Annotated in this window: 18 protein-coding genes; 10 read left to right on the forward strand and 8 right to left on the reverse strand. The window is 68.3% G+C overall.

Features of this window, described 5'->3' with window-relative positions; genetic code table 11:
- Window positions 1-373: 373 nt before the first annotated feature.
- From ACVDFE_RS25405 to ACVDFE_RS25435, 7 genes are all read right to left on the reverse strand, one after another.
- Window positions 374-898: an AMIN-like domain-containing (lipo)protein gene (locus ACVDFE_RS25405; protein ID WP_458432141.1), complete on the reverse strand. Its 525-nt coding sequence runs from the start codon at window positions 896-898 to the stop codon at window positions 374-376.
- Window positions 899-1,749: 851 nt separating this feature from the next.
- Window positions 1,750-2,538: an ANTAR domain-containing protein gene (locus ACVDFE_RS25410; protein WP_458432142.1), complete on the reverse strand. Its 789-nt coding sequence runs from the start codon at window positions 2,536-2,538 to the stop codon at window positions 1,750-1,752.
- A 444-nt stretch (window positions 2,539-2,982) separates the two neighbouring features.
- Entirely contained in the window at window positions 2,983-3,930 is a 948-nt protein-coding gene (locus ACVDFE_RS25415; protein ID WP_458432143.1) for a hypothetical protein, read from the reverse strand.
- Between the two features lie 65 nt (window positions 3,931-3,995).
- Window positions 3,996-5,828, reverse strand: a complete 1,833-nt coding sequence (locus tag ACVDFE_RS25420; RefSeq protein WP_458432144.1) for an endonuclease/exonuclease/phosphatase family protein — start codon at window positions 5,826-5,828, stop codon at window positions 3,996-3,998.
- A complete protein-coding gene (locus tag ACVDFE_RS25425) occupies window positions 5,825-6,949 on the reverse strand; it encodes a hypothetical protein (RefSeq protein ID WP_458432145.1) in 1,125 nt (374 codons plus the stop codon). The genes ACVDFE_RS25420 and ACVDFE_RS25425 overlap by 4 nt, the downstream gene beginning before the upstream one ends.
- Window positions 6,946-8,385, reverse strand: a complete 1,440-nt coding sequence (locus ACVDFE_RS25430) for a (5-formylfuran-3-yl)methyl phosphate synthase (protein WP_458432146.1) — start codon at window positions 8,383-8,385, stop codon at window positions 6,946-6,948. Before ACVDFE_RS25430 ends, ACVDFE_RS25425 begins: the two co-directional genes overlap by 4 nt.
- Before the next feature lie 309 nt (window positions 8,386-8,694).
- The gene (locus ACVDFE_RS25435; RefSeq protein ID WP_458432147.1) at window positions 8,695-9,855 is read right to left on the reverse strand and encodes an ROK family protein; all 1,161 of its coding nucleotides are present in this window, start codon (window positions 9,853-9,855) and stop codon (window positions 8,695-8,697) included.
- A gap of 192 nt (window positions 9,856-10,047) precedes the next feature.
- On the opposite strand from ACVDFE_RS25435, the gene ACVDFE_RS25440 reads away from it, so the two are divergent.
- The 10 genes from ACVDFE_RS25440 (at window position 10,048) to ACVDFE_RS25485 (ending at window position 20,810) form a co-directional block, all read left to right on the forward strand.
- A complete protein-coding gene (locus ACVDFE_RS25440; RefSeq protein WP_458432148.1) occupies window positions 10,048-11,328 on the forward strand; it encodes an ABC transporter substrate-binding protein in 1,281 nt (426 codons plus the stop codon).
- A 26-nt stretch (window positions 11,329-11,354) separates the two neighbouring features.
- Complete coding sequence (locus tag ACVDFE_RS25445; protein ID WP_360401952.1) at window positions 11,355-12,302, forward strand: carbohydrate ABC transporter permease; 948 nt, start codon at window positions 11,355-11,357, stop codon at window positions 12,300-12,302.
- Window positions 12,289-13,197 (forward strand): carbohydrate ABC transporter permease, encoded by a 909-nt coding sequence (locus ACVDFE_RS25450; RefSeq protein ID WP_458432149.1) that lies wholly within the window; start codon window positions 12,289-12,291, stop codon window positions 13,195-13,197. The genes ACVDFE_RS25445 and ACVDFE_RS25450 overlap by 14 nt, the downstream gene beginning before the upstream one ends.
- 20 nt (window positions 13,198-13,217) lie before the next feature.
- Window positions 13,218-15,020, forward strand: a complete 1,803-nt coding sequence (locus ACVDFE_RS25455; protein ID WP_458432150.1) for a glycoside hydrolase family 13 protein — start codon at window positions 13,218-13,220, stop codon at window positions 15,018-15,020.
- A 129-nt stretch (window positions 15,021-15,149) separates the two neighbouring features.
- Entirely contained in the window at window positions 15,150-17,456 is a 2,307-nt protein-coding gene (locus ACVDFE_RS25460; RefSeq protein ID WP_458432151.1) for a family 49 glycosyl hydrolase, read from the forward strand.
- Window positions 17,457-17,753: 297 nt separating this feature from the next.
- The gene (locus ACVDFE_RS25465) at window positions 17,754-18,461 is read left to right on the forward strand and encodes a hypothetical protein (protein WP_458432152.1); all 708 of its coding nucleotides are present in this window, start codon (window positions 17,754-17,756) and stop codon (window positions 18,459-18,461) included.
- A gap of 66 nt (window positions 18,462-18,527) precedes the next feature.
- Window positions 18,528-18,944 carry a hypothetical protein gene (locus ACVDFE_RS25470; protein WP_458432153.1) on the forward strand — a complete coding sequence of 139 codons (417 nt, stop codon included), beginning with the start codon at window positions 18,528-18,530 and terminating at the stop codon, window positions 18,942-18,944.
- The gene (locus tag ACVDFE_RS25475) at window positions 18,941-19,360 is read left to right on the forward strand and encodes a DoxX family membrane protein (RefSeq protein WP_360401970.1); all 420 of its coding nucleotides are present in this window, start codon (window positions 18,941-18,943) and stop codon (window positions 19,358-19,360) included. Before ACVDFE_RS25470 ends, ACVDFE_RS25475 begins: the two co-directional genes overlap by 4 nt.
- Before the next feature lie 302 nt (window positions 19,361-19,662).
- A complete protein-coding gene (locus tag ACVDFE_RS25480) occupies window positions 19,663-20,085 on the forward strand; it encodes a DoxX family protein (protein WP_458432154.1) in 423 nt (140 codons plus the stop codon).
- 59 nt (window positions 20,086-20,144) lie between these two features.
- On the forward strand, window positions 20,145-20,810 hold the full coding sequence (locus tag ACVDFE_RS25485; RefSeq protein ID WP_458432155.1) for a lytic polysaccharide monooxygenase: 666 nt from the start codon (window positions 20,145-20,147) through the stop codon (window positions 20,808-20,810).
- A 275-nt stretch (window positions 20,811-21,085) separates the two neighbouring features.
- Here the strand turns inward: ACVDFE_RS25485 and ACVDFE_RS25490 are convergent, their stop codons facing one another.
- Window positions 21,086-22,027: a Leg1-related protein gene (locus ACVDFE_RS25490; protein ID WP_458432156.1), complete on the reverse strand. Its 942-nt coding sequence runs from the start codon at window positions 22,025-22,027 to the stop codon at window positions 21,086-21,088.
- Window positions 22,028-22,074 lie beyond the last annotated feature (47 nt).

Below are 22,074 nucleotides of genomic sequence, written 5' to 3' on the forward strand. Positions count from 1 at the left end.
CAGCTGGGCGGTATCCGCCGTACCCCTCCGTTCAGTGCCGTTGACCTGCGGTTGAGCGCAGGTCAGGTCGGTTCGACGATTCCTTCTGTGTGAACTATGGCAGCGATACCGCGCTGACCTGCGGAGATACGACTCCTGCAGGTCAGCGCTGGTCCGTTCAGGTCCGTTGTGAACCGATCAGGCATGTTCAACGCACGGAGTTGCCCCAATCTGCTTCCGCTCCGTGCTCCCAGCGCTCATCGACGTTGTTTGGCCTGAGGACGGCCCGCACGCTCGGCGGCATGAGCGGATGTTCGTGATGGCGCGAACGATGTACTCCTGTGGCGTCTGCGAGGTGGTGGCAGGATCGGTTGGGTGGCGATCCCGCCACGGCTCACCACTGGTGGGCGACGTCCACGACGATGCGGTCGGTCAAGGTGAACACCCGGAACGGCAGGCGTGCGCGGACACCCAGCCCGAGGTCGGTGGTGCCCTCCCAGGACCCGGCCCAGGCCACCTGCCGGAACGTCCGGTAGCCGACCACGTCCGCGACCTCGGCTGGGTTCGCCGGCTCGTGCGTCGGGTCGAAGTTCTCGTCGTAGGACGGCGAGTACGCCATCACGAACAACTTCGCCCCGCCGCGCAACGGAACCGGCTCACCTGACCCGACGTAGGTCACCTCGTCGGTGTAGCGCACCCAGTAGCTCCCGTCGGTCAGGCGGGTGTCGATCACGAGCCGGTCGAAGCACTCGTGCTGTCCGGAGCGAATGCCGGTCACGGCACCTCCGGAACCGGTGAACACGGTCTTCAGCCCCGACCCCCAGTCCACTGGCGCACATGCGGCGGCACCGGCACTCGCCGGCGCCATCACCGCCGTCGCCACCAGCGCTGCGGCTGCTGCCAACGCTAATTTGCGCATGATGTTCCCTCTCCCCTTGGGCCTCCCCAGCCCGTTGCAGACGAGACGCTCAGTCCGGCCACGAGGTTGTCCGGTCATCCGGAGCGTTTGAGGAAGTCACTCGCACGGTTCTACGCCGCCGTCGGAGACTCCGTGCTCACGTTGGTGAAGCTGTGCTCCACCAGTAGCGGCCTGCGGCAGACGAGTCACCGACGCTACTCGGCATGAGCGCGTCTTTGCTCGGCACTCGATCAGCAACATGAGAGTGCAGTGGCTCAGACTTCTGCCGGAAAGAAACCTGGATCGTCGTCATCCGATTGAAGGACCGTGTCGATCACGCAGGTCCGGCAGAACCCGGTGACGACGGTCATGCGGTGCGAGACTGTGGAGGGCTTGAACCGGCGCACTTTCTGCATTCAGCGCACGTGCAGCTCGATCTGCGCGTGAGCGCACTTCGAGACACTGGTGTCGCGGCCGAGGTAGGCGGAAGTCGTTGCCAAGTGAGCCGAAAAGTATGTCCGAGGCACCGGGCCGTTGCACTGACGAAGAAACACTCGTACTGGAATCACCTTCGACTTCAATTTTGCGCTCAATCCGCCTGGGATTTCGAAGAAGCAATGGGACAACATCGCGATCCAGGAGTCAGGGTTAGCGGAGCCGCGATCATCCGCAGGATGGGTTGCCGCGAGGTCTCCTGCTGGATGGTGGCTTGCCGGGTTCGTGACCTGCGTGATCACGGTGCTGTGATTCGGGTGTTCGATCTCCGGGCGCCACGACGAGCTCCTCCAGCGACGCCTCAAACGCCTGAGGGCTCAAGACGAATGACCGCTGAGGTGAGGTGTTGCCCGTCTGCCGCGAACGGCGCCGACCGTTCAGGAACCGGCGACCGAGTCGAGGAGGTTCTTGGCTACGTCGCGGAGTTTGACGTTCTCGTGCTGCGAGCGCTGCACGAGCATCGTGAAGGCTTCGTCGGCGCTGCAGGAGTGCACGGCCATCAGCACACCTTTGGCCTGGTCGATGACGGCCCGGGAGGCGAGGGCCTTCTCCAGGCTGTCGATGTGGTCTCGTGAGCGTTGCCAGCGCTGGGCGCTGGCGATCGTGACCGACGCGGCTGTCGTGAACAGCCGCATGAGCCCTTCGTCGAAGGGGTCGAAGGCCGCGGCCGTGTGGCTGTAGATGTTGAGTGAACCGAGGTGCTTTTCGTCGGAGGAGTTCGAGGAGGGCAGCAGCACCGGCACGGACAGGTAGGCGCGGATCGCGTGCGCCGCGGCGGCTGCCTCGAACTCCGGCCACTCGTCGAGGTGCTCGCCGACGACAGCCCGCACAGGCCGCAGGGTGCGCGCGGACTCCAGGCACGGGCCCCGGTCAGCGGCGTACTGCTTCTCGTCGACTTCGATCAACTCGGGGCTCGTGGAGGCGGCAGTGCGCGGCCGCGCCGGATCCATCAGCGACACCGTCACCGAGTCGGCATCCGGGATCGCCCTGCTCGCGGTGTCGGCCAGCCTCTGCAACGCGTTGTCGAGCGGCTCCTCGTCGGTGAAGTAGTCCCGCAGCACCGTCACCGCCTCGGCAGTCTCGTCGAGTCTGCTCAGGGCATCAGGACGACTACCGCCGCCCGGCTCGGCCGCGGACGTCTCGGACGCGTTCGTCTCATCGGCCATGCCGCCGCACCTCGTAGCTCAGAGGAACTGATCTACGGCGCCGCTGCTTGACGTCGTCAGGGCATGGTACGCAATGATCACGACACAACCACGGCCAACGGGCCGCGCGAGCGAACCGGAACCGGCGCGGGGAAGCTGCACAGTTTCAACTGTCCCCGCGCCGGAGCCGGCCGGCCCGCCCGAAAGCGGCCCACCGTGTTCACGCGCACGTGCTACGGCGCCCCTTCCATACCCCTGCGGCGCTGATCCAATCCTGCGTTGATCAGATCGACGCAGAAATCGCAGCTTCCGCCGGACCGCACAGCGGCTTCCTCGTCGCGGCAGAGGCGAGTCATGACCGTCACAGCCCGCCGTTGGCCACGTCGATCGTGAACCGCTTCACCACGGCCGCGTCCCGCGCCTGCAGCGAGTCGGGCAGGCCGAATCGGTCGCGGCCGAGGGAGGTCACGGCGTCAGCGCTTCGACGGAGGACACCGCCGGCGCCGGTCCGGTTCCGTTGAGTGGCCGGTCGCCCCAGCCCGTGGCGCCGAGGAGGGCGTTGTTGCGGCGCCGGATGGCGGCGGGGACGGTGGTGTTGTAGACGGTGATGAAGTCGATTTCGTCGTCGGCGGCGCTGGCTTCGTCGAAGGTGTGCAGGACGGTGAACCAGACGTTGAGCAGGCCGCTGAAGTGAACGGTGAGCCAGGTCAGTTCGACGAGCATGCCGGTGGCGTAGGCGTTGTGGTAGGCGGGGGTGCCGGTGCCGGGGTACTGGTCGAGGCCGTGGGCGGTGATGGCGGCGGGGGCGTGGTCACGCAGGACGCGGTGGGTGTCGCGGACCTGGTCGTCGGTGATGGCGTGGGGGTCGGCCCGGGTGGCGGCGGCCAGTCGCAGGCACGCCAGGTGCAGGTCGGTGTAGGGCGGTGCGCCGGGGCGGTCGAAGGTGGGGTTGCCGTGGTCGTCGACCAGGTGCAGCAGCATGGCCTCGGCCTGCTCGGCGCGGGTGTCGGGGTCGGGGTGGGGGAGAAGTTCGGACAGGGTGTTGTAGCCGATGACGGTGTGGTGGGTCATGGAGTAGCGGCTGCGGTTGAGCAGGCTGACGACGTTGATGACCAGTTCCTTGGTGACCCGGTCGAGGAAGCCCGAGGTCGGGTAGCGGACGGTGCCGCCCTGTGCGGTGTCGGGGTTGGGGATCTCGGTGAGCACGCCGGCGTCGAAGATGACCGAGTTGGCGTACGGGACCTCGGTGATGGCCAGCGCGGGGTGGTGGGCCATGGTGCGGAACAGGTTGCTGGGGATGCCCCAGGTGGCGATGCTCAGCTCGTAGGCCGCTTCCACCTCGGCGTTCATGCCGGCGCGGGGCAGTGGCGGCACGCGGGTGCCGGTGGTGGGCAGGACGAGTTCGTCAGCCATCGGTTCAGTCCTCCGAAGTTTTGGGACGCAGGCGTCTCTCGGGCGCAACCGGTGGGGACTCGTGGTCACGGGAACGTGAGCCGGACCAACTGGGGGTCGTGGTCGCTGACCTGGTCGGCGAACTCGGCGTTGACGTGGACGATGTCGTAGTCGTAGCCGCCCGCGACCAGGCTCGGGCTGAGCAGGACGTGGTCGAGAACTTGGGCGTTGCCCTGGTAGATGTAGGTGTAGCGCTCCGCTTCGGGCAGGGTGGCGGGCAGGTCGGTCAGACCGAGGTCCTGCAGCGCCCGTAGCGGTGGCGAGAACTCGGTGTCGTTGAAGTCGCCCGCGAGCACCAGTCGTGCGTTCGGGTTGCCGTCCAGCAGCCGGCGGGCGAACTCGCCCAGCAGGGCGGTCTGCTCGCCGCGCGGGACGCGGCTGGGTGTGCGGGGCGGCTGGAAGCGGCCGAAGGTGGGGTCGTCGCCGCGCTGGGAGCTCAGGTGGTTGGCCACGATGACCAAGCGGGTGCCGCGGAAGGTGAACTCCCCGGCCAGCGACTTCCGGGTGTCGGTGAAGGCGGGGTGCTCGGGCTGGATGCGGCCGGGGCTGACGGTGAGCGTGCCGTCCGGCGCGACCTGGACCGGTGTGGTCGCGGTGCCGCCGGGGCGGTCGACGAAGGACAGCCCGATGTCGGTGCGGAAGAGGAACCCGACCCGGATGTTGCCACCCGGCACGCCGCCGTCGGCGTGGTCGAGCGGGTCGATCTGCCGGAAGGCGTAGCGCGGGCCGCCGGCGGCGGTGATCGCGTCCACGAGGCTCTGCCAGGTGCGCCCGGCGGTAATGACGCCGGTGTCGGCCGGCCCGTCGTCGTCCTGGACCTCCTCGACGACGACCACCGCGGGCGAGGCGAGGTGGGTCGTGATGGTGCGCGCGAGCTCGGCGAACTTCTCGGGCGGCGACACCACCGAAAGGTTCTCGACGTTGAACGTCGCGATCGTCAGCTCGTCGGCCACCGCGGGCCGCGCGGTCTCCCGGGCCAGGCCCGCTGGGTGGCGGGTCGAAGAGCACGTGGCCACGATCTCGTAGGCGCCGTAACGGTAGTCCAGGACACCGCAGGCCCGGGAGAGCCGGTCGCCGACGTCGATGCCCGCGGGGATGGCGTCGGACACGGGCCCGGAGACCAGGCCGAGCCGTTCCGGGTTGGGGTCGTGCTCCCGCACGGGCAGCGCGCCTCGATCGGCCAGGATCGAGGCGTCCACGCCGTCGTCGGCCACGACGGTGACCCGCCTGCCACCGGAGAACTCCAGTGCCGGGGACACCGCGACCGGCTCGTCCACCCGCACGGGCATGCCCTCCAGCGACTCGTAGAAGTCCAAGCCCTGGGTGTCGGGGTCGAACGCGGCGCTGTGCTCGACGTCGCCGACCACGTCGTCCTTGACCACCTCCCGCGGGGGAACCCGGCCGGACCCGCCCAGCAGGACGGGTGCGGGCACCGGGTGACGGCCCACCACGGCCACCGCTGCCGGACCGCCGATGCGGGTCACCGACAGGTTCGCGTTGGCGGGGGTGTCGCCGCCGTCGCGGTGCTCCTGCACGACGCCGGCGACCCGCACCAGGTCACCGGCACGCGGGACGGGTGTGTCGACGGCGACCTGGACCGCCTCGGAGGTGGCCGGATCGGCGTCGGGGGTGAGCGAGTGCAGCCAGAACAGCCCGCGTCGGGCGTCGCCGGCCACGACCACGCCCCGCCTGACGGTCACCCGCTGTCCTGTCAGCGGCGACCGGTGCCCGCCGCCCTGCACGTCGTGCACGTCCACCACCGGTGCCCGCAGCGGACCTGCCGAAGCCCCGACGAAGGCCGAGGCCGGGGCCGGGCACAGCACCACAACCGCGCCGAGAACGAGCGCCGGCGTTCTCACCGTGTCGCCTGAGCGGTGGACTCGAGCGGCTCGCGCGGCAGCACCAACTCCGGCAGCGTGCCGTACGGCCACGCCACCTCTGCGCGCGCCCGCACGGGCGCAGTCGCGCCGTCCAGCACCGACCGCGCCCGTGCGGTGGTGTCGAGGACCTCGTAACCGGGCAGGGTCTGCTGTTCGGTCTCGGCGAGGCTGAACGGGCGGCCGTCGAAGAACCCGGCCATCTCCTCACCGACACCGTAGGCGGGGTCACCGCGGCGGGCCTGGTTGAGGCGGTGGTGGATGTTCCACTCGTCGTGGGCGCCCAGGCTGAACGCGGTGCTCACCCGAGTGCCGTAGTAGACCAGGAACCTCCGGCGCCGCGCCTCGTAGACCACCGCGTCCTGGGGCTGGCTCGGATCCAGCGGGCGGCGCCCGCCTGTGCCGTCGTCGACGGTGGCGAAGTCGAGGTAGAACTGCGGATCGGTGGCGTAGCGGCGGGCGAAGTAGCCCTCCATCCGGTCAGTGAGCGATTCACCGCCGCTGCGCAACGAGAAGAACTCCCGCGCGTCGGTGGGGCCGAGGAAGTAGTAGGCGTCGAACGCGCCGCCGAGCTTGAGGTCCCTGCGGGCCGAGTCGGCCAGGTAGTCGTCCTCGATCAGCACACGGGACCACATGCGCATGTAGTCCCCGCCCGTCGGATGGGTCTGGGCCAGCAGTTGTTCCAGGGTCAGGCCGGGGTACTTGTCCTGCAAGGCCGCGATGTGGCGGGTGATCAGACCTGTGCCCTGGCGGGACTCCAGCTGGTAGGCGGCCGGGTTGAGGAAGAAGAACCGTTCGCCCCACTGCTCGGTGAGCCTGCGGGCGGTGTGGTTGGCGATGTCGACGTTGGTGGCGAAGTACCCGCCGCCGCGGGAGCTGATCGGGCAGCTGAGGTAGACCACCACGCGGCCCTCGGCCTGGGCGCGCGCCAGGTCGGACTTGATCAGCGCGGTGTGCAGCTCGAACACGTCGAACCACGCGCCGGTGTGCCAGGTGAACTTCATGATCGGCCGCTCCGGCACCGGATACCCGGTCTCGGTCTCGGGCTCCGCGGTGCCGTCCTGGGCACGCAGCAGCGACGCGGGGATCGTGGTTCCGGTCACGGCGCCGCCACCTCCTCGACAGGACGCTCGCCGTCACCGAGGTCGGCCTGGCGCAGCACCGCGGTCAGGGTGCCGCTTCCGGGGATTCGCGGCTGCACCGGCGTCAACCGGCCGTAGGGGTCGGCCCAGAACACCGACGTGATGTCGGGGAAGTTCTGCCGCAGCCGGGCCACGGCCTCGTCCACACCGTCGACCGACCGCATCTTCTCCGGCAGGCACACGTAGCCGCCCTGCTCGGGGGGAACCAGACCGCGCACGAGTTGGCGCATCATCACCTGGTCGCGTCGCGAGGCCACCGGATCGTCCTCGGCGGGCGGCTGGGAGGGGTCGAGCAGGATCGCCGACCCGCCGCCGCGCGTGGACACCTGGTCGATCTCGGGCACCAGTCGCCACAGCTGCTGAGCCTGGTGGCTCTGCAACGACCCGGCCAGGTTGGCCTCGACCCCGCGGTAGTGGCAGTAGTCGACGAAGAACCTGATGTCCTCCAACGGCAGGATGCCCTTGCGCACCAAGGCCTCCGGCCCGGTGCCGGTGACGTCGTACCGGTTGAAGTCCACAATGGAGGAAACGTCTGCCCCGGTGGGCTCGGTGGTGTCGACCAGGCCGACCCTGGCCACCTTGAACAGGATGCTGGTGTCGAGCATGATGCCGTCGGCCCCGGCGTCCGCGGTCGCGTCGACCATGTTCTTGATCGCTTCCCGGTCGGTCCGCTCGGCCGGGGTGATGCCGAACTCCGAGTGCGGGAACGGCTCGTTGATCTTCACCCTGGTGGTGTCCGACCACTCCGGCAGCACACCGGCCTCGATCAGCTGCTCCAGGTCGGGCCGTTGCGGGAACAGCGGCCCGCCGTCGGGACCGGTCAGGTACTGGTGGTAGTCCAGCAGATCGATCGTGCCCTCGACCGGTGAGTCCGCCGTGACGGGGGAGAACTCCCGCAGTGCCACCAGTTCGCGCACCACCAGCGGATTGTCCCGGCGTTCCCGCCACAGCACCAGGTCCTGTGCGAACAGCACCGACATCACCTGGCTGTGGCTGAACTGCTCGGTGCGGTTGAGCGTGCGCACCACCTCGGTCAGCACGTCCTTGAGGACCGGCAGGTGCATCCCGTCCAGGCCCACCTTGATGATGTTGCACGGGTGCACCCTGGTGCCCATCGACACCGCCACCCCCAGCGCCGCCTGGGACGCCTTGCCCGCGATCTCGTACGGCGACTTCTCCACCGCGTGTCCGCTGTCGGTGCGCCGGAACAGCAGCTGGTCCTCGCCGATGTTGGTGCTCAGCTGCACCTCCTGATCACGCGTGTAGTTCAGCACCGCGTCGGAGATGTCCATGATGGCCTGCGGCTTGATGTTGCCCAGCGCGCTGCGCGGATCCTCGCTGTCCACGATCCGCGCACCACCCAGCACCGCCTCCCGCGCCTCCTGCGGATCGAACACGCTGACCAACAACTTCCTGTTGTGCTGCCGATCATGTGCGTTGTCCTGCTTCGCGTTCACCATCGTCGAACACGCCTCCATCCGAATCGGACCTCGATCTGATGCAAGCAACCGCCACCGTCGAATCCAATACGGCATCGGACCGGCCATGCCTTCGTGTCCCGGAATCCTTCTGGAGACACCGGCGCCGCCACGGGCGGTAAGCCGGCTTCGGACCGGTTCACCTGCCAGAGCGCATCGCACGCCGGTGGGATGATGTGAGGGGCCACCAAGCCTTGGAAACGACCGCCGCGGCTGCCGATGCCGCGGTCAGGGGGTTCGCTGGGACGGGGTGGCGAGCACGGTGCGCTGGATGGCCACGGCGGCGGCGCCGCGGGCCCAGAGCGTCGGGTCGTCGTTGATGAACCGCAGGTCGATCGGTGAGGCTTCGGCGTGGCGGGCTTGGGCGATGCCCGCGCGCACGCGCGACTCGGCGACCTGGGCGAGGCGGATGCCCTCGCCGGTGAGGATGACCCGCTCGGGCTGGGCGATGTTGGCGACGGCCGCGATCAGCGTGCCGAACGCGTGCGCGGCCCGGCCGACGATCTGGTCGGCGACCGGGTTGCCGGCTTCGGCGAGGTCGAGGACCTCGTCGTAGGTGACGGGCCGGCCCAGGGTCAGGGCGGCCTGCGACCGGATGGCGTCCGTGGTGAGCAGGGCCTTCACGCAGCCGCGGTGCCCTTCCGGGCAGGACGGGCCGAGCGGGTCGACGGGGAAGTGCCCGAGCAGGCCCAGCCCGGAGTCCGGGCCGCTGACGAGGTGGTCGTGGATCACGAGCCCGCCACCGACACCGGCGCCGATGGTGAGCACGGCGAAGCTCCGCACGTCCTTGCCGTCGCCGAACCAGTGTTCGGCCTCCAGCAGGGCGTCCAGGTCGTTGGACACCACGGTCGGCCTGCCGGTGGCCGCGGCGACCGCCGCGCCGAGGTCGACCTCACCCCAGTGCAGGAACACCGCCCGCTGCACGTGGGTGAAGTCGCGGACGACGGCACCGATGCCGATGCCGATCGCGGTGACCGGGCGTGCCGGGTTGTCCAGTGCGGCGACCAGCTCGGCGATCTTGGCCACGACCGCTTCCGGGCTGTGGTCGGTGATCTCGACGGCGGCGCTGTCGAGGATGTCCGCGCGCAGGTTCGTCAGCACGCCGTAGGCGCGGAAGCCCGCGAGCTTGATGCCGATGAACCGCTGCACGTCCGGGTCGACGTCGAGGGGTTGCAGCGGTCGTCCGCCGCCGCGCAGGTTCGGTGTCTCCACCTCGCGCAGCAGGCCGACGTCCATCAACGGCTTGGTCAGCCGCGTCAGGCTCGCCGTCGACAGGCCCAGCCGGTCCGCCAGCTCCGAGCGGGCCAGTGGGCCGTGGAGCAGCACCTCCAGCGTCACGCGGCGGGCGGAGGGCAACAGGGGTGCCCAGGGCGATGCGGCGTCGAGCACCGTGCGCTCCTCGTCGGGGGTCGGGGGTAACCGAGCCGCAATAGTATCGCCGCAAAACTCCCTGACAAGACCTCCTGCGTGACAAAAACGTGACTAGCTGCGGGTTGACGGGTTACAGTCAGGTCGCCCTTAATGTTGCGACAAAGAAAACCCCGGTAGGCGACGCCGCCGTCGCGACTCTGGAGGATCGAGATGCACAAGCACCCCTTGAGGCTGGTCACCGCAGTGGCCACCGCCTTGGCGCTGGTGATGACCGGGTGTTCGAGCGGGGGTGACTCCGGTGACCCGAGCACGCTCAAGGTGTGGTGGTGGGAGACCGACGACAGCGCGCTGTCGATGGCCTGGAAGCAGGCCGTCTCGATCTTCGAGAGGGAGCACCCCGGCGTCACCGTCAAGCAGGAGCTGAAGACCTACGAGCAGATGCAGCAGTCCGGGCAGCTCATCCTCGACTCGAACGACACCCCCGACGTGCTGGAGTACCTCAAGGGCAACGCCACCGCCGGCGTCGTGGCCAAGGCGGGCCTGCTCACCGACCTGACCGAGGTCTCCCAGACCCGGGGCTGGAAGCTGGACAACTCCGCCCAAGACGTCGGCCTCTACGACGACAACGGGTTGATGGGCTCGGGCAAGCGCTACGGCATCACGAACTACGGCGAGTACGTCGGCGTCTGGTACAACCAGGACCTGTTCGCCCAGCACGACGTGCAGGTGCCGACGAACATGGCCGAGTTCGAGAAGGCGCTGAAGACCTTCGCCGACAAGGGCGTCACGCCGCTCGCGCTCGGCTCGGCCGACTATCCCGGCCCGCACCTGCTGTACTCGCTCGCGCTCTCGCACATGAACGAGCAGTCCCTGGCTGCCTACCAGCGGTTCAAGGGTGAGGTCGACTGGTCGGCCTGGGAGAAGGCCGCCACGACCATGCGCCAGTGGGTGGACAAGAAGTACATCAGCACCGACTCCACCGGCATCCCCGCGCAGGACGCGGGCAACGCGTTCATCGCCGGCCAGTACCCCATGTTCGTCTCCGGCACCTGGTGGGCCGGGCAGATCGCCGAGCAGCCCAAGTTCAAGACCGGCCAGTTCCTGTTCCCAGGCAACAAGCTGCACCCCGGCTCCGGAGGGAACCTGTGGGTCGTGCCCGCGAAGGCGAAGAACAAGGACCTCGCCTACGACTTCCTGCAGATCACGCAGCGGCCCGAGGTGCAGAACCTGCTGGCCGACAAGGGTGGCGTGCCGGTCGCCGCCGAGCCGGGGGCGGCGAGCTCGGCGATGGGTCTGCTGGTCGGCGACCGGTTCACCGAGCTGCTCTCCGGCGACGACGGCGGGTTGGCCCTGTACCCGGACTTCCCCGTGGCCGGGCTCAACGACGTCCTGGTCGCCAACACCACCAACCTCGTCGGCGGTGACGCCAGTCCGCAGCAGGTGGTCCAGGCGATCAAGGCCGCCTACGACGCCGGCAAGCCGGCCGCCTAGAAACCGGCCGGGCCGAAAGGATCGCCATGTCCACGCACATCAGCGCGCCCCGCCGGGCACGCAAGGCAACGTCCGAACGCCGGGGCGGCTACTGGTGGTACGTCCTGCCGGGCGCGGCCGGGTTCCTGGCCGTCGTCGCCGTGCCGTTCGGGATGAACCTCTGGTACAGCCTCACCTCCTTCCGAGGCGTCGGCGACCCGGTGTTCATCGGGTTCGAGAACTACCAGCGGCTGCTGGGCGACCCGCTGTTCTGGGCGTCTTTCCGGCACAGCGTGGCGTTCATCGTGGCCATGGCGATCCTCCCGACCGCCATCGGCGTGCTGGTCGCGGCGGTGCTGTTCAACTACATCTCACCGAAGTTCGGGACGAAGGTGGCGAGCTTCCTGCGCGCCACCTACTACCTGCCGCAGATCCTGCCGATCGCGGTCGCGGGCGTGCTGTGGAAGTGGATGTACCAACCGCAGTACGGGATCATCAACACCACCCTGCGCGACCTCGGCCTCGGCGGCCTGGCGCACAACTGGCTCGGCGACTCCGGCCTCGCCCTCTACGCCGTGATGAACGTGCTGGTCTGGTTGCAGGTCGGCTACACGGTCGTGGTGTTCATGGCCGGGCTCTCCCGCGTCGACCCCGCGCTGTACGAGGCCGCCGAGCTCGACGGAGCGACCTGGCTGCAGCAGTTCCGCACCATCACGCTCAACCAGCTGCGCCCGGAGATCGCGGTCGTGCTGATCACCACCTCGGTGGCGGCGCTCAAGGTGTTCGCGCCGATCTACGTGCTCACCCGCGGTGGACCCGGCACCAGCACGATCGTGCCCGCCTACTTCTCGTTCTCCAACTTCTTCACCACCACCAAGGTCGGCTACGGCGCCGCGGTGGCATCCGTGCTGGCGCTGATGATCTCGGTCGTCGCGGTCGCGCTGTTGCGCTACCAGACCCGCAACTCCGAAGGGTTCGAAGATGGCCGTCGATAGCCTGGAAAAGCCGGCCGCCGTGACCATGACGATCCCGCCCGCGCCACCGGTGCGCCGCCGGGTCAAGCGCCGCAAGCGCGGCGTCAGCGGCTGGGTGGTGCTCGCCGTGGTCGCCGGGATCGGCCTGCTGATGCTGTTCCCGTTCTGGATCGCGATCATCAACGCGTTCAAACCCGCACCCGACTACATCGCCAACGGGCCGGTCTCGCTGCCCACCGAACTGGACTTCTCCGCCCTGGTCGACTTCTGGGGCGGTGTGGACTTCAACCGCAAGCTGCTCAACAGCGTCGTGATCAGCGGCAGCGTGGCCCTGATCGCGGTGACGCTGAGCCTGCTGTCCGCGTTCGCCATCGGCATCGGCCGCATCCGCGGCCGGGTGTGGATCCTCGCGCTGTTCATGCTCGCGTTCACCATCCCGCAGGAAGCCCTGGTCTACCCGCTGTTCGTGCTCACCCGCGACCTCGGGCTCTACGACACGATGGCCGGCGTCGTCATCATCCTGGCCGTGCTGCAGAGCGCGTTCGGCACCTACATGCTGTCCTCGGTGCTGGGCACCTTCCCGCCCGAGGTGCTCGAAGCAGCCCGGCTCGACGGCGCCACCCGCCTGCAGGTGCTCCGGCTCGTGGTGCTGCCGCTGACCAGGCCGACGATGGCGGTGCTGATGACGTTCTTCTTCATCTGGACCTGGAACGACTTCTTCCTGCCCCTGGTGCTGCTGCCCTCCGCGGACAACCAGACCGTGTCGGTCGCGCTCGGCGCGCTCAGCGGCCAGTACACCAGCGACCCCACCGCCCTGGCCGCCGCGTCACTGGCGGGCATCCTGCCCGCGCTGGTGTTCTTCCTGCTCTTCCAACGCACGCTCATGCGCGGAGTGAACCTCGGCGCGGTCAAATGAACACCCCACGAAGGACGTCCATGACTCTCGACCAGACGGTCACCCCCACCCTGGCCACCGCACCGTGGTGGACCTCGGCCGTGGTCTACCAGGTCTACCCGCGCAGCTTCGCCGACTCCAACGGCGACGGCATCGGCGATCTGCCCGGCCTGATCACCCGGCTCGACCACCTGCACCGGCTCGGCGTCGACGTGGTCTGGCTGTCCCCGGTGTACGCCTCGCCGCACGCCGACAACGGCTACGACATCTCCGACTACCAGGCGATCGACCCGGCATTCGGCACGCTGGAGGACTTCGACCGCCTGCTCGCCGAAGTGCACGCGCGGGACATGAAGCTGGTGATGGACCTGGTGGTCAACCACACCTCCGACGAGCATCCCTGGTTCGTGGAGTCCCGCTCTTCCCAGGACAACCCGAAACGTGACTGGTACTGGTGGCGTCCGCCGCGTGAGGGTTTCGAAGCCGGGCAGCCGGGAGCCGAACCCACCAACTGGGAGTCGTTCTTCTCCGGACCGACCTGGACACTCGACGAGGGCACCGGCGAGTACTACCTGCACCTGTTCGCCCCCAAGCAGCCCGACCTCAACTGGGAGAACCCCGAAGTCCGCCAGGCCGTGTACGAGATGATGCGCTGGTGGCTGGACCGGGGCGTGGACGGCTTCCGCATGGACGTCATCAACCTGATCTCCAAGGACCCCGCCCTGCCCGACGGTGCCACCACCGGCACCAGCGGACGCGGGGACGGATTCCCCCACTACGGCACGGGACCGCGCATACACGAGTTCCTCCAGGAGATGCACCGCGAGGTCTTCGAGGGCCGGACGAACCAGCTGCTGACCGTGGGGGAGATGCCCGGCGTCACCTGGAAGGACGCCCGGCTGTTCACCGACCAGCGACGGCGCGAGCTCGACATGGTGTTCCAGTTCGAGCACGTCTCCCTCGACCACGGCCCCGGTGGGAAGTTCGACCCCAAGCCGCTGGACCTGCGCGACCTCAAAGCCTCGCTGGGCCGCTGGCAGACCGCGCTGGGCGAGGTCGGCTGGAACAGCCTGTACTGGAACAACCACGACCAGCCCCGCGTGGTGTCCCGCTTCGGCGACGACGACAGGTACTGGCGCGAATCGGCCACCGCGCTCGCGACCGTGCTGCACCTGCATCGCGGCACGCCGTTCATCTACCAGGGCGAAGAGCTGGGCATGACCAACGCGCCGTTCGCCGGCGTGCACGAGATGCGCGATGTCGAGTCGCTCAACCACTACGCCGAGACCGTCGCCGCGGGCGGCGAACCGGAATCGGTGTTGCGCGGCCTGCGCGCGATGGGGCGCGATAACGCCCGCACCCCCATGCAGTGGGACCCGACTGCCCAGGCCGGGTTCACCACCGGTGAACCGTGGATCACGGTCAACCCCAACCACACCTGGCTCAACGCCCGAGCCCAGTACGACGACCCTGACTCCGTCTTCCACCACTACCGCCGGCTCATCGAGCTGCGCCACTCGCTCCCGGTCGTGGCCCTGGGCGACTTCCGGATGCTCCTGGCCGACGAGCCCCACCTCTACGCCTATGAACGTTCCCTCCACGACGACCGCCTGCTCGTCGTGGCCAACCTCAGCGGCACACCGCAAACCGCCACCCTGAACGACGAATGGTCCGCCGCCGACCTGGTGCTGTCCAACGTCGCAGAACCATCCGTCATCAATGGCCGGGTCGCCATGGAGCCGTGGTCCGCGCACGTTTTCCTGCGCTCATTCCCTGAAGGACGACGAGTCATGTCCGGCGTGAATTCTTTTATTGACAAGGAAAACGCGGGACCACTAGCCTGAAAAGGAAGCGCTTCGCGCGCACTGCGCCTGAAACCTCCGGACTTCTTGTTCTGTGACGTCTGCGCTTCTGCGTCACCGGTGAATCCGGAATGACGTGCCCCTTCCCAACGATGAGAAGAGGAATTCGCCATGCCCGCAGCAAGAATGAGCCGACCGGTGGCATTTGCCGCCGGTCTGGTGCTCGCCCTGATCGGCGTCGTCGCGCCGACCGGGGCGAGCACGGGGACGCCCCCGGCCCAGGCCGCCGCCGTCTCCACCGCCGACAGCGAGCAGCTCAAGACGTGGTGGCACGACAACCACGAGTTCAACACCAGCAGCCCGGTGGCCGGTGACAAGGTCAGGCGCTCGTCGTTCTACGACGTCCAGGTCGCCACCGCCGTGGCGCCCGCGACCAAGTACGACTCGTTCCCGTACATGAGCATCGCGCGCAGCGGGAAGGGCAAGATCGGCTACACCAAGGAAGACGGCGCCGAGTTCTCCTCGGCGGCGAACCTGACGATGAGCTGGTCGTCCTTCCAGTACGCCACCGACGTGTGGGTCGACGTCTCCCTGCGTACGGGCCAGACCATCTCCTCAGCCGACCAGGTCAAGATCAAGCCGAGCAGCCTGGACTTCGCCAAGCAGCTCGTCGACAGCGACACCGTGCGCATCAAGGTCCCCTACAGCACGGCGGGTCACCGCTTCTCCGTCGAGTTCGATCCGCAGCTGTACACCGCGTACAACGACATGTCGGGGCCGGCCACCGACGCCGGCAAGCTCACCACCGAGTCCGGTGGCGGCAACCGCGCCATCCACACCGAGCCCCGCAACTCCATGATGATCTTCGCCGAGCCGGCACCCGCCGGGGCGGAGCGGGACCGGCTGATCCCCACCGCGGCCTCGGGGAGCACCTACTACCCGCCGCAGGGGCAGGTCACCAACCTGAACACGATCAGCGAGGAGATCGTGTACTTCCGGCCCGGCACCTACTACATGACCTCGAAGTACCACGCGCTGCTGCCCAAGCAGGTCAAGTGGGTCTACCTGGCGCCAGGGGCCTACGTGAAGGGCGCCATCCGATTCCCCGACGACAGCCAGGGCCTGTACAAGGTGACCGGCTACGGCGTGCTCTCCGGTGAGCAGTACGTCTACGAGGCCGACACCGCCAACAACTACGACCACCTCTCGGGTGCGTCCAACTGCCACTCCACCTGCGTGAAGATGCTGCAGTTCGCCTCGGCGCAGGGGCGGCAGCAACACCTGGACCTGCAGGGCGTGACCATCAACGAGCCGCCCTACCACTCGTTCGTCGTGTACGGGGACGAGCAGACCTTCAGCATGCGGGTCGAGAACTACAAGCAGGTCGGCTCCTGGTACTGGCAGACCGACGGCATCGAGCTCTACCGCGGCAGCACCATGAAGAACACGTTCTTCAACGCCAACGACGACGTGCTGAAGATGTACCACAGCGACGTCACCATCGATAACACCGTCATCTGGAAGAACGAGAACGGCCCCGTCATCCAGTGGGGATGGACTCCGCGCAACATCGACAACGTCCGGGTCAGCAACACCCACGTCATCCACAACCGGATGTACTGGAAGGACGTCAAGTACAACACCTGCATCCTCAACTCGTCCTCGCACTGGGAGAACATGGGCTCGACCACCACGGCTGACCCCGGCACGTCGGTGAAGAACATGACCTTCGAGAACATCACCGTCGAAGGCATGACCAACTGCGCGATCCGCGTCTTCGCCCTGTCGAGCACCGAGAACATCCACATCAAGAACCTCAAGATCGGCGCCTGGAGCCAGCTGGACCCCTCCTCCCAGGTCAGCCTGCTCAAGCGGTACAGCAACAGCAGCGGGCAGAAGGTCACCCTGGGCAACGAGGCGCGCGACAGCCGCGGCCTGAAGCTGGAGAACTACACCGTCGGCGGCACCGTCATCGACAAGGCCGGCTCCAACTGGGCCGCGGACAAGCTCGGCCGGATCGGCTTCGACGCCGAGACCTGGGACAACTGGAACGCCTGGGGCCCCGGCGGCAACAACCCGGGCCCGGATCCGGCCACCGGCGGCAGGATCGTCAACGGAGCGACCGCCCAGTGCATCGACCGCGCGGGCGGAGGCATCGCGAACGGCACCGCCATCCAGCAGTGGACCTGCGCTGACACGCTCACCATGGCCTGGGTGATCGAGGGGCAGCAGCTGAAGTCCGGCGGCAAGTGCCTGGACGTCGAAGGCGGCGCCACCGCCAACGGCACCAAGGCCCACCTGTGGGACTGCGGCACCTGGGACAGCCAGAAGTGGGCCTTCCAGTCAGGCGGCACGCTGAAGAACCTCAAGTCCGGTCGCTGCCTCGACGTCGAGGGCCAGAGCACGGCCAACGGCGCCCGCCTGCACCTCTGGGACTGCGGCACCTGGAACAGCCAGAAATGGACTCTCACCACCTGACGATCCGCACGGTGGTCGCCGGCACACCAGTCCGGTGGCCACCGCCCTGTTCCGCACACTCGACAAGCGATCCGTCCCTGATTGGAGGATCGCCGAGTGAGCGTGCCTGGAACAACGCTTCCCTCGTAAAGCTCAGAAAAGAACATCGACAGTGGACTGATCGGGCAGTTTCATATTCGATGTTGACAGCAAAAAGATCGTTTAACTAACCTGAAGAAGCCGCCGCCACGGTGTTTCGGCCCCGGCGGGACACATTTCCCCCGGGTGTTTCCTTCCGATTCTGACGGAGGCACACCCATGAAGAAGTCGGCCAAGACGGCGTTATCCGCAACCGGGGCCGCCGGCCTCGCGTTGTCCGCGGCGTTCGTCGTGTCCTCGCTGTCCGCGAGCGCGAACGTCGTCGCCGTCACCTCGCCTGTGAGCGCGGGACCGGCGGCCCACGGTCAGCAGTACCCGGATGGTCCCTCCTCCGTGGACGGCTCACCCCTGGAGCGGTGCCGCCGCGGCACGGACTACGCCGTACCGAGCCGCAACCCGGTCCTGGACGAGCCGCTCAACACCGCCTTCACGAGCAACGTCGGCCTGTCGGTCAAGGTGCAGCTCGAAGGCGGCACCTCCTACGGCAGCCGCAAGCTGATCTTCACCAACACCGGAGGCGCACCGGTGCACACCGACTGCCTGGTGCTGAAGTTCCGCGCTCCCTCGGGCTCCGTCGACCACCACTACCGGGCGTCCATCCAGTACGGACACCCGCAGCAGGACTACGTCGAGGTTCCCCGCGGCAACGGCGAGTCGCACTACATCATCCGGTTCGGCTTCCACGACGTGCCGCTGGCCGACCGCACCATCCCGGTCGGGCAGACGTGGACCTACGAGCTGGCCGGCTCCGACCAGGGCTCCATGAGCCTGGAGGCGACGCGTGACTCCGTCGAGGTGCTGGCGGACATGAACGTCGGCGGCAACGACTGGATCTCCCGGTACGGCACCAAGCGCCTGGGCAACTGACGCCAGGCGGGGGAGCGGTCCCGCAACGGTGCGGGGCCGCTGCCCGGCCACCTCGGGAGGATCCACATGAGAACCCTTGTCTGCCTTGCCCTGACCGTCGCGGCCGCTGCCGGATGCGCGCCCGGCGGACCCGACCACTCACACCACCACCAGCACCACGCGATGACGGCGCAGGACGTCGCGCTGCTGCGCGGGGTCGCCACCACCTACCTCGGCTTGCTCTCGGGCGGCGAGCCGGCCAAGGCCTGGGACATGTGGACCACCGAAGCACAGCAGCGCGATCCCCGTGACGTGTTCGTCGACCGGCTCGCGCACTGCGAGCTCGGAGTTCCCCACGAGGTGCTCGGTGTCGTGGCCGACGGGCCCGACGTCGTCCGGGTCTCCTGGCGGCGCGGCCAGCGCACCGGCGAGCACTGGCTGCGCTCCCGCGAGGGGCAATGGCGCGTCGACCCCGCCGACACCAGCACCTGCGGTGCGCCGTGATCACCCGCGCGGTGACGCTGCTGCGCGGCTCGCTCGGCCTGGTGTTCGTGTGGTTCGGCGCGCTCAAGGTCGCCGACGTGACACCGGTCGCCGATCTGGTCGCCCGCACCGTGCCCTGGCTGGACCGCGACCTGCTGCTGTTCTCACTGGGATCGGCGGAGATCGTGCTCGGCGCGGCCCTGTGGCTCGGCCGCCGGCTGCGGTGGGTCGCGGGAGTGGCGCTGGCCCACCTGCTCGGCACGTTCCTGGTGCTGGTCGTCCAGCCGCAGGCGGCGTTCCAGGCGGGCAACCCGTTGCTGCTCACCACCGAAGGCGAGTTCGTGGTCAAGAACCTCGTCCTGATCACCGCGTGCCTGGTGCTCATGTCCGCGGCTCAACCACAACCGTCCGAACCTTTGATCGGCGCACGGAAATAGACCACGACGAGGTGGCACGTGCGACCCGCTGGCGTGAGGGCCTACCGGTTCGTGGTGATCGCACGCGAGCCAGCTCGTGGTTGCAGTCCGGCACACCTGCCTGAAGCAACGAGGACACCCTGCCGGGCCCGAACCGCGCAGGGGTGAGCGGGGTCGTCGGTGGCGGCCTGCGACCCCGCTCCGCAAGAGCGGTGGCGTCGTCACGGACAACCGTGCACGACGCCACCGTGGGCGGCCCTGCCGCCTGCTCACCAGCCGTTCGCACCTTCCCGCGACGGCGCTCACCGCAGAAGGGAACCACCGTGGAACTGACGGCCGACCACCGGCAGCTGGCACTGAGTCTGTTCAGGTTCGTCGTGGGGCTGCTCTTCGCCTGTCACGGCGCGGCCACTCTCTTCGGCGTGCTGGGTGGACCGCACGGAGGCCGGACACCCGGCTTCGCGCACTGGCCGACCTGGTGGGCCGCGGTCATCCAGCTCGTGGGCGGCGCACTGGTGCTGCTCGGGCTGGTCACCCGCGCCGCCGCGGTCGTGTGCTCCGGCTCCATGGCCTACGCCTACTTCACCGCGCACCAGCCCCACGGCCTGTTCCCGATCGAGAACGGCGGCGAGCCGGCCGCGCTGTTCAGCTGGGCGTTCCTGCTCCTCGCGGTTCTGGGCCCCGGCCGGTGGGCGCTGTCCGAGCTGCTCGCCCGCCCGCAGACCGGCACACGCCAAGGGAGGTGATCGCCACAGCACACGCCCCGGTGGGAACAGCACACATCGACTACACGGAGGACTGACCCATGCACGTCACCCTTTCGGCGCCCCGACGCCGGACAGCCCTGCACATCGCCGTGCTGCTGTCCGTCGTCGCCTCGCTCATGACCTTCCAGCCGACCCGCGCCTCGGCACACGGCACGGTCATCGACCCGCCGACCCGCAACTACGGCTGCGCCACCCGCTGGCCCGGCCCCGACGCTCCGGGCATGCAGGAGCAAGACCCCATGTGCCACATCGCGTGGCACCAGAGCCCGGACGCGATGTACAACTGGAACGCCCTGTACGCCAACAACCTGGGCGAGGACCTCGAGCGCGTCGTTCCCAACGGCCAGATCTGCAGCGCCGGTCGCGCGGAGATGGGCCGGTACGGCCCGATGGACAACCCGGGACCGTGGCGGATGACCAAGGTCAACAGCACGTTCACCGTCCACGTCCAGGACGTGGCCCGGCACGGCGCCGACTACCTGAAGATCTACGTCACCAAGCAGGGTTTCGACCCGGCCACGTCGACGATCAGCTGGAACAACCTCGACTTCGTCAAGCAGACCGGCAGGTATCCGGGCCAGCTCGACTACAGGACCGAGGTGAACACCTCCGGCTACACCGGGCGCCACGTCGTCGTCACGATCTGGAAGGCCTCGCACATGGACCAGAAGTACTTCCTGTGCAGTGACGTCGACTTCGGCTGATCTCTTCCCTCCAGGAACCGCGGCCCTTGAGGACACCCGTTCTCGAGGGCCGCGGCCGACCTGCCCACCACTGCGGTTACGCACCGGTTGACCACCTATGCCATTGGCTTGATCGTCAAGCTTGGCGGCAGCCTGAGGGGGAGATGCGCTGGCGTGCTGCTGTGACGACTTGTCGAGCGGCACAGGTCGACATCCGATCCGGCGCGGGTTCAGTCCCGCCCGCACCCGCGCTTCGACGGCCGACACCCGCCGACTCCGGCGTGCTGGTGCTGCGGTCAGGGGCGCAGCAGGTAACCGAGCATCGCGCGGCGCTCGGCGACGTTGTCCGGCTTGGGGTTGAACACCGCGTCGAGCAGGGGCAGCACCCGGTCACGGGCTTCGCGGGTGCGCATGACTCGCTTCCACAACAGCAGGTTGAGGTTGTAGCGCCACTTCGAGGTGGTCGCGAGACTGAGGATGTTCACGACGTTGCCGCGCGTCTTGGGCGGCAACGCATCCACGTCCTCGGGGGTGGCGAGCAGGGATTCGGGCAGCACGTCGAGGCCGTGGGCGGTCATGAAGGTGAAGTCGGTGGGCCAGGCTGCTGCCCACAGGTAGTCGACCATCCGGCACCAGCCGCGCAGGAAGCTGATCTCCAGGTCGGGCCAGGGAGCGGTGTCGACGCCGGCGAGCACGTCGACCACCACGTCCAGGGATGTCTTGTGCGCCTTCCACAGGGCCAGGCGTGCCGGTTCGGGGTCGGTCAGGTCACCCCGGCTCACGAGGGAGAAGTAGGCGTGCCAGTCCTGCACCGCCGGGGCGAGCTCTTCCGGGACGGTTCGGCCTGTCACGTACCGGAACCGGGAGCGGGCCGGCGGGTCGGCGACCGGCAGGTCCGGCACCACTCCGGCGGCTGCGGCGCCCAGCCACGGGATGACGCTCAGCGTGTAGTTGCCATAACCCCACGGCGAGTCCGGGTCGATCCGCCCGTTCTGCCGGGTGCCGGCGCCGAGCCGATCCGTGCGGAACTGCCATTGGTGCTGGAACATCAACCCCCACAACGGGTTGTGCCGGTTGTCGGCGCCGAACCGGCCGCCCGCGTTGGTGTTGTCGATCATCATCCGGTAGGCGGCCATCCGCTGCTCGAAGGAGAACGGGTCGAACACCTCTTCCAAGTCCCGCGCCGTTGACCAGACCGAGTAGAGGTCCAGCGCCGCCAACTCGTCCGGATGAGCCATGACCGCAATCCTCCACGATGAGCCGGCGGCGAGAGTGCGGCCCGACC

This window comes from Lentzea chajnantorensis (genome assembly GCF_054300775.1).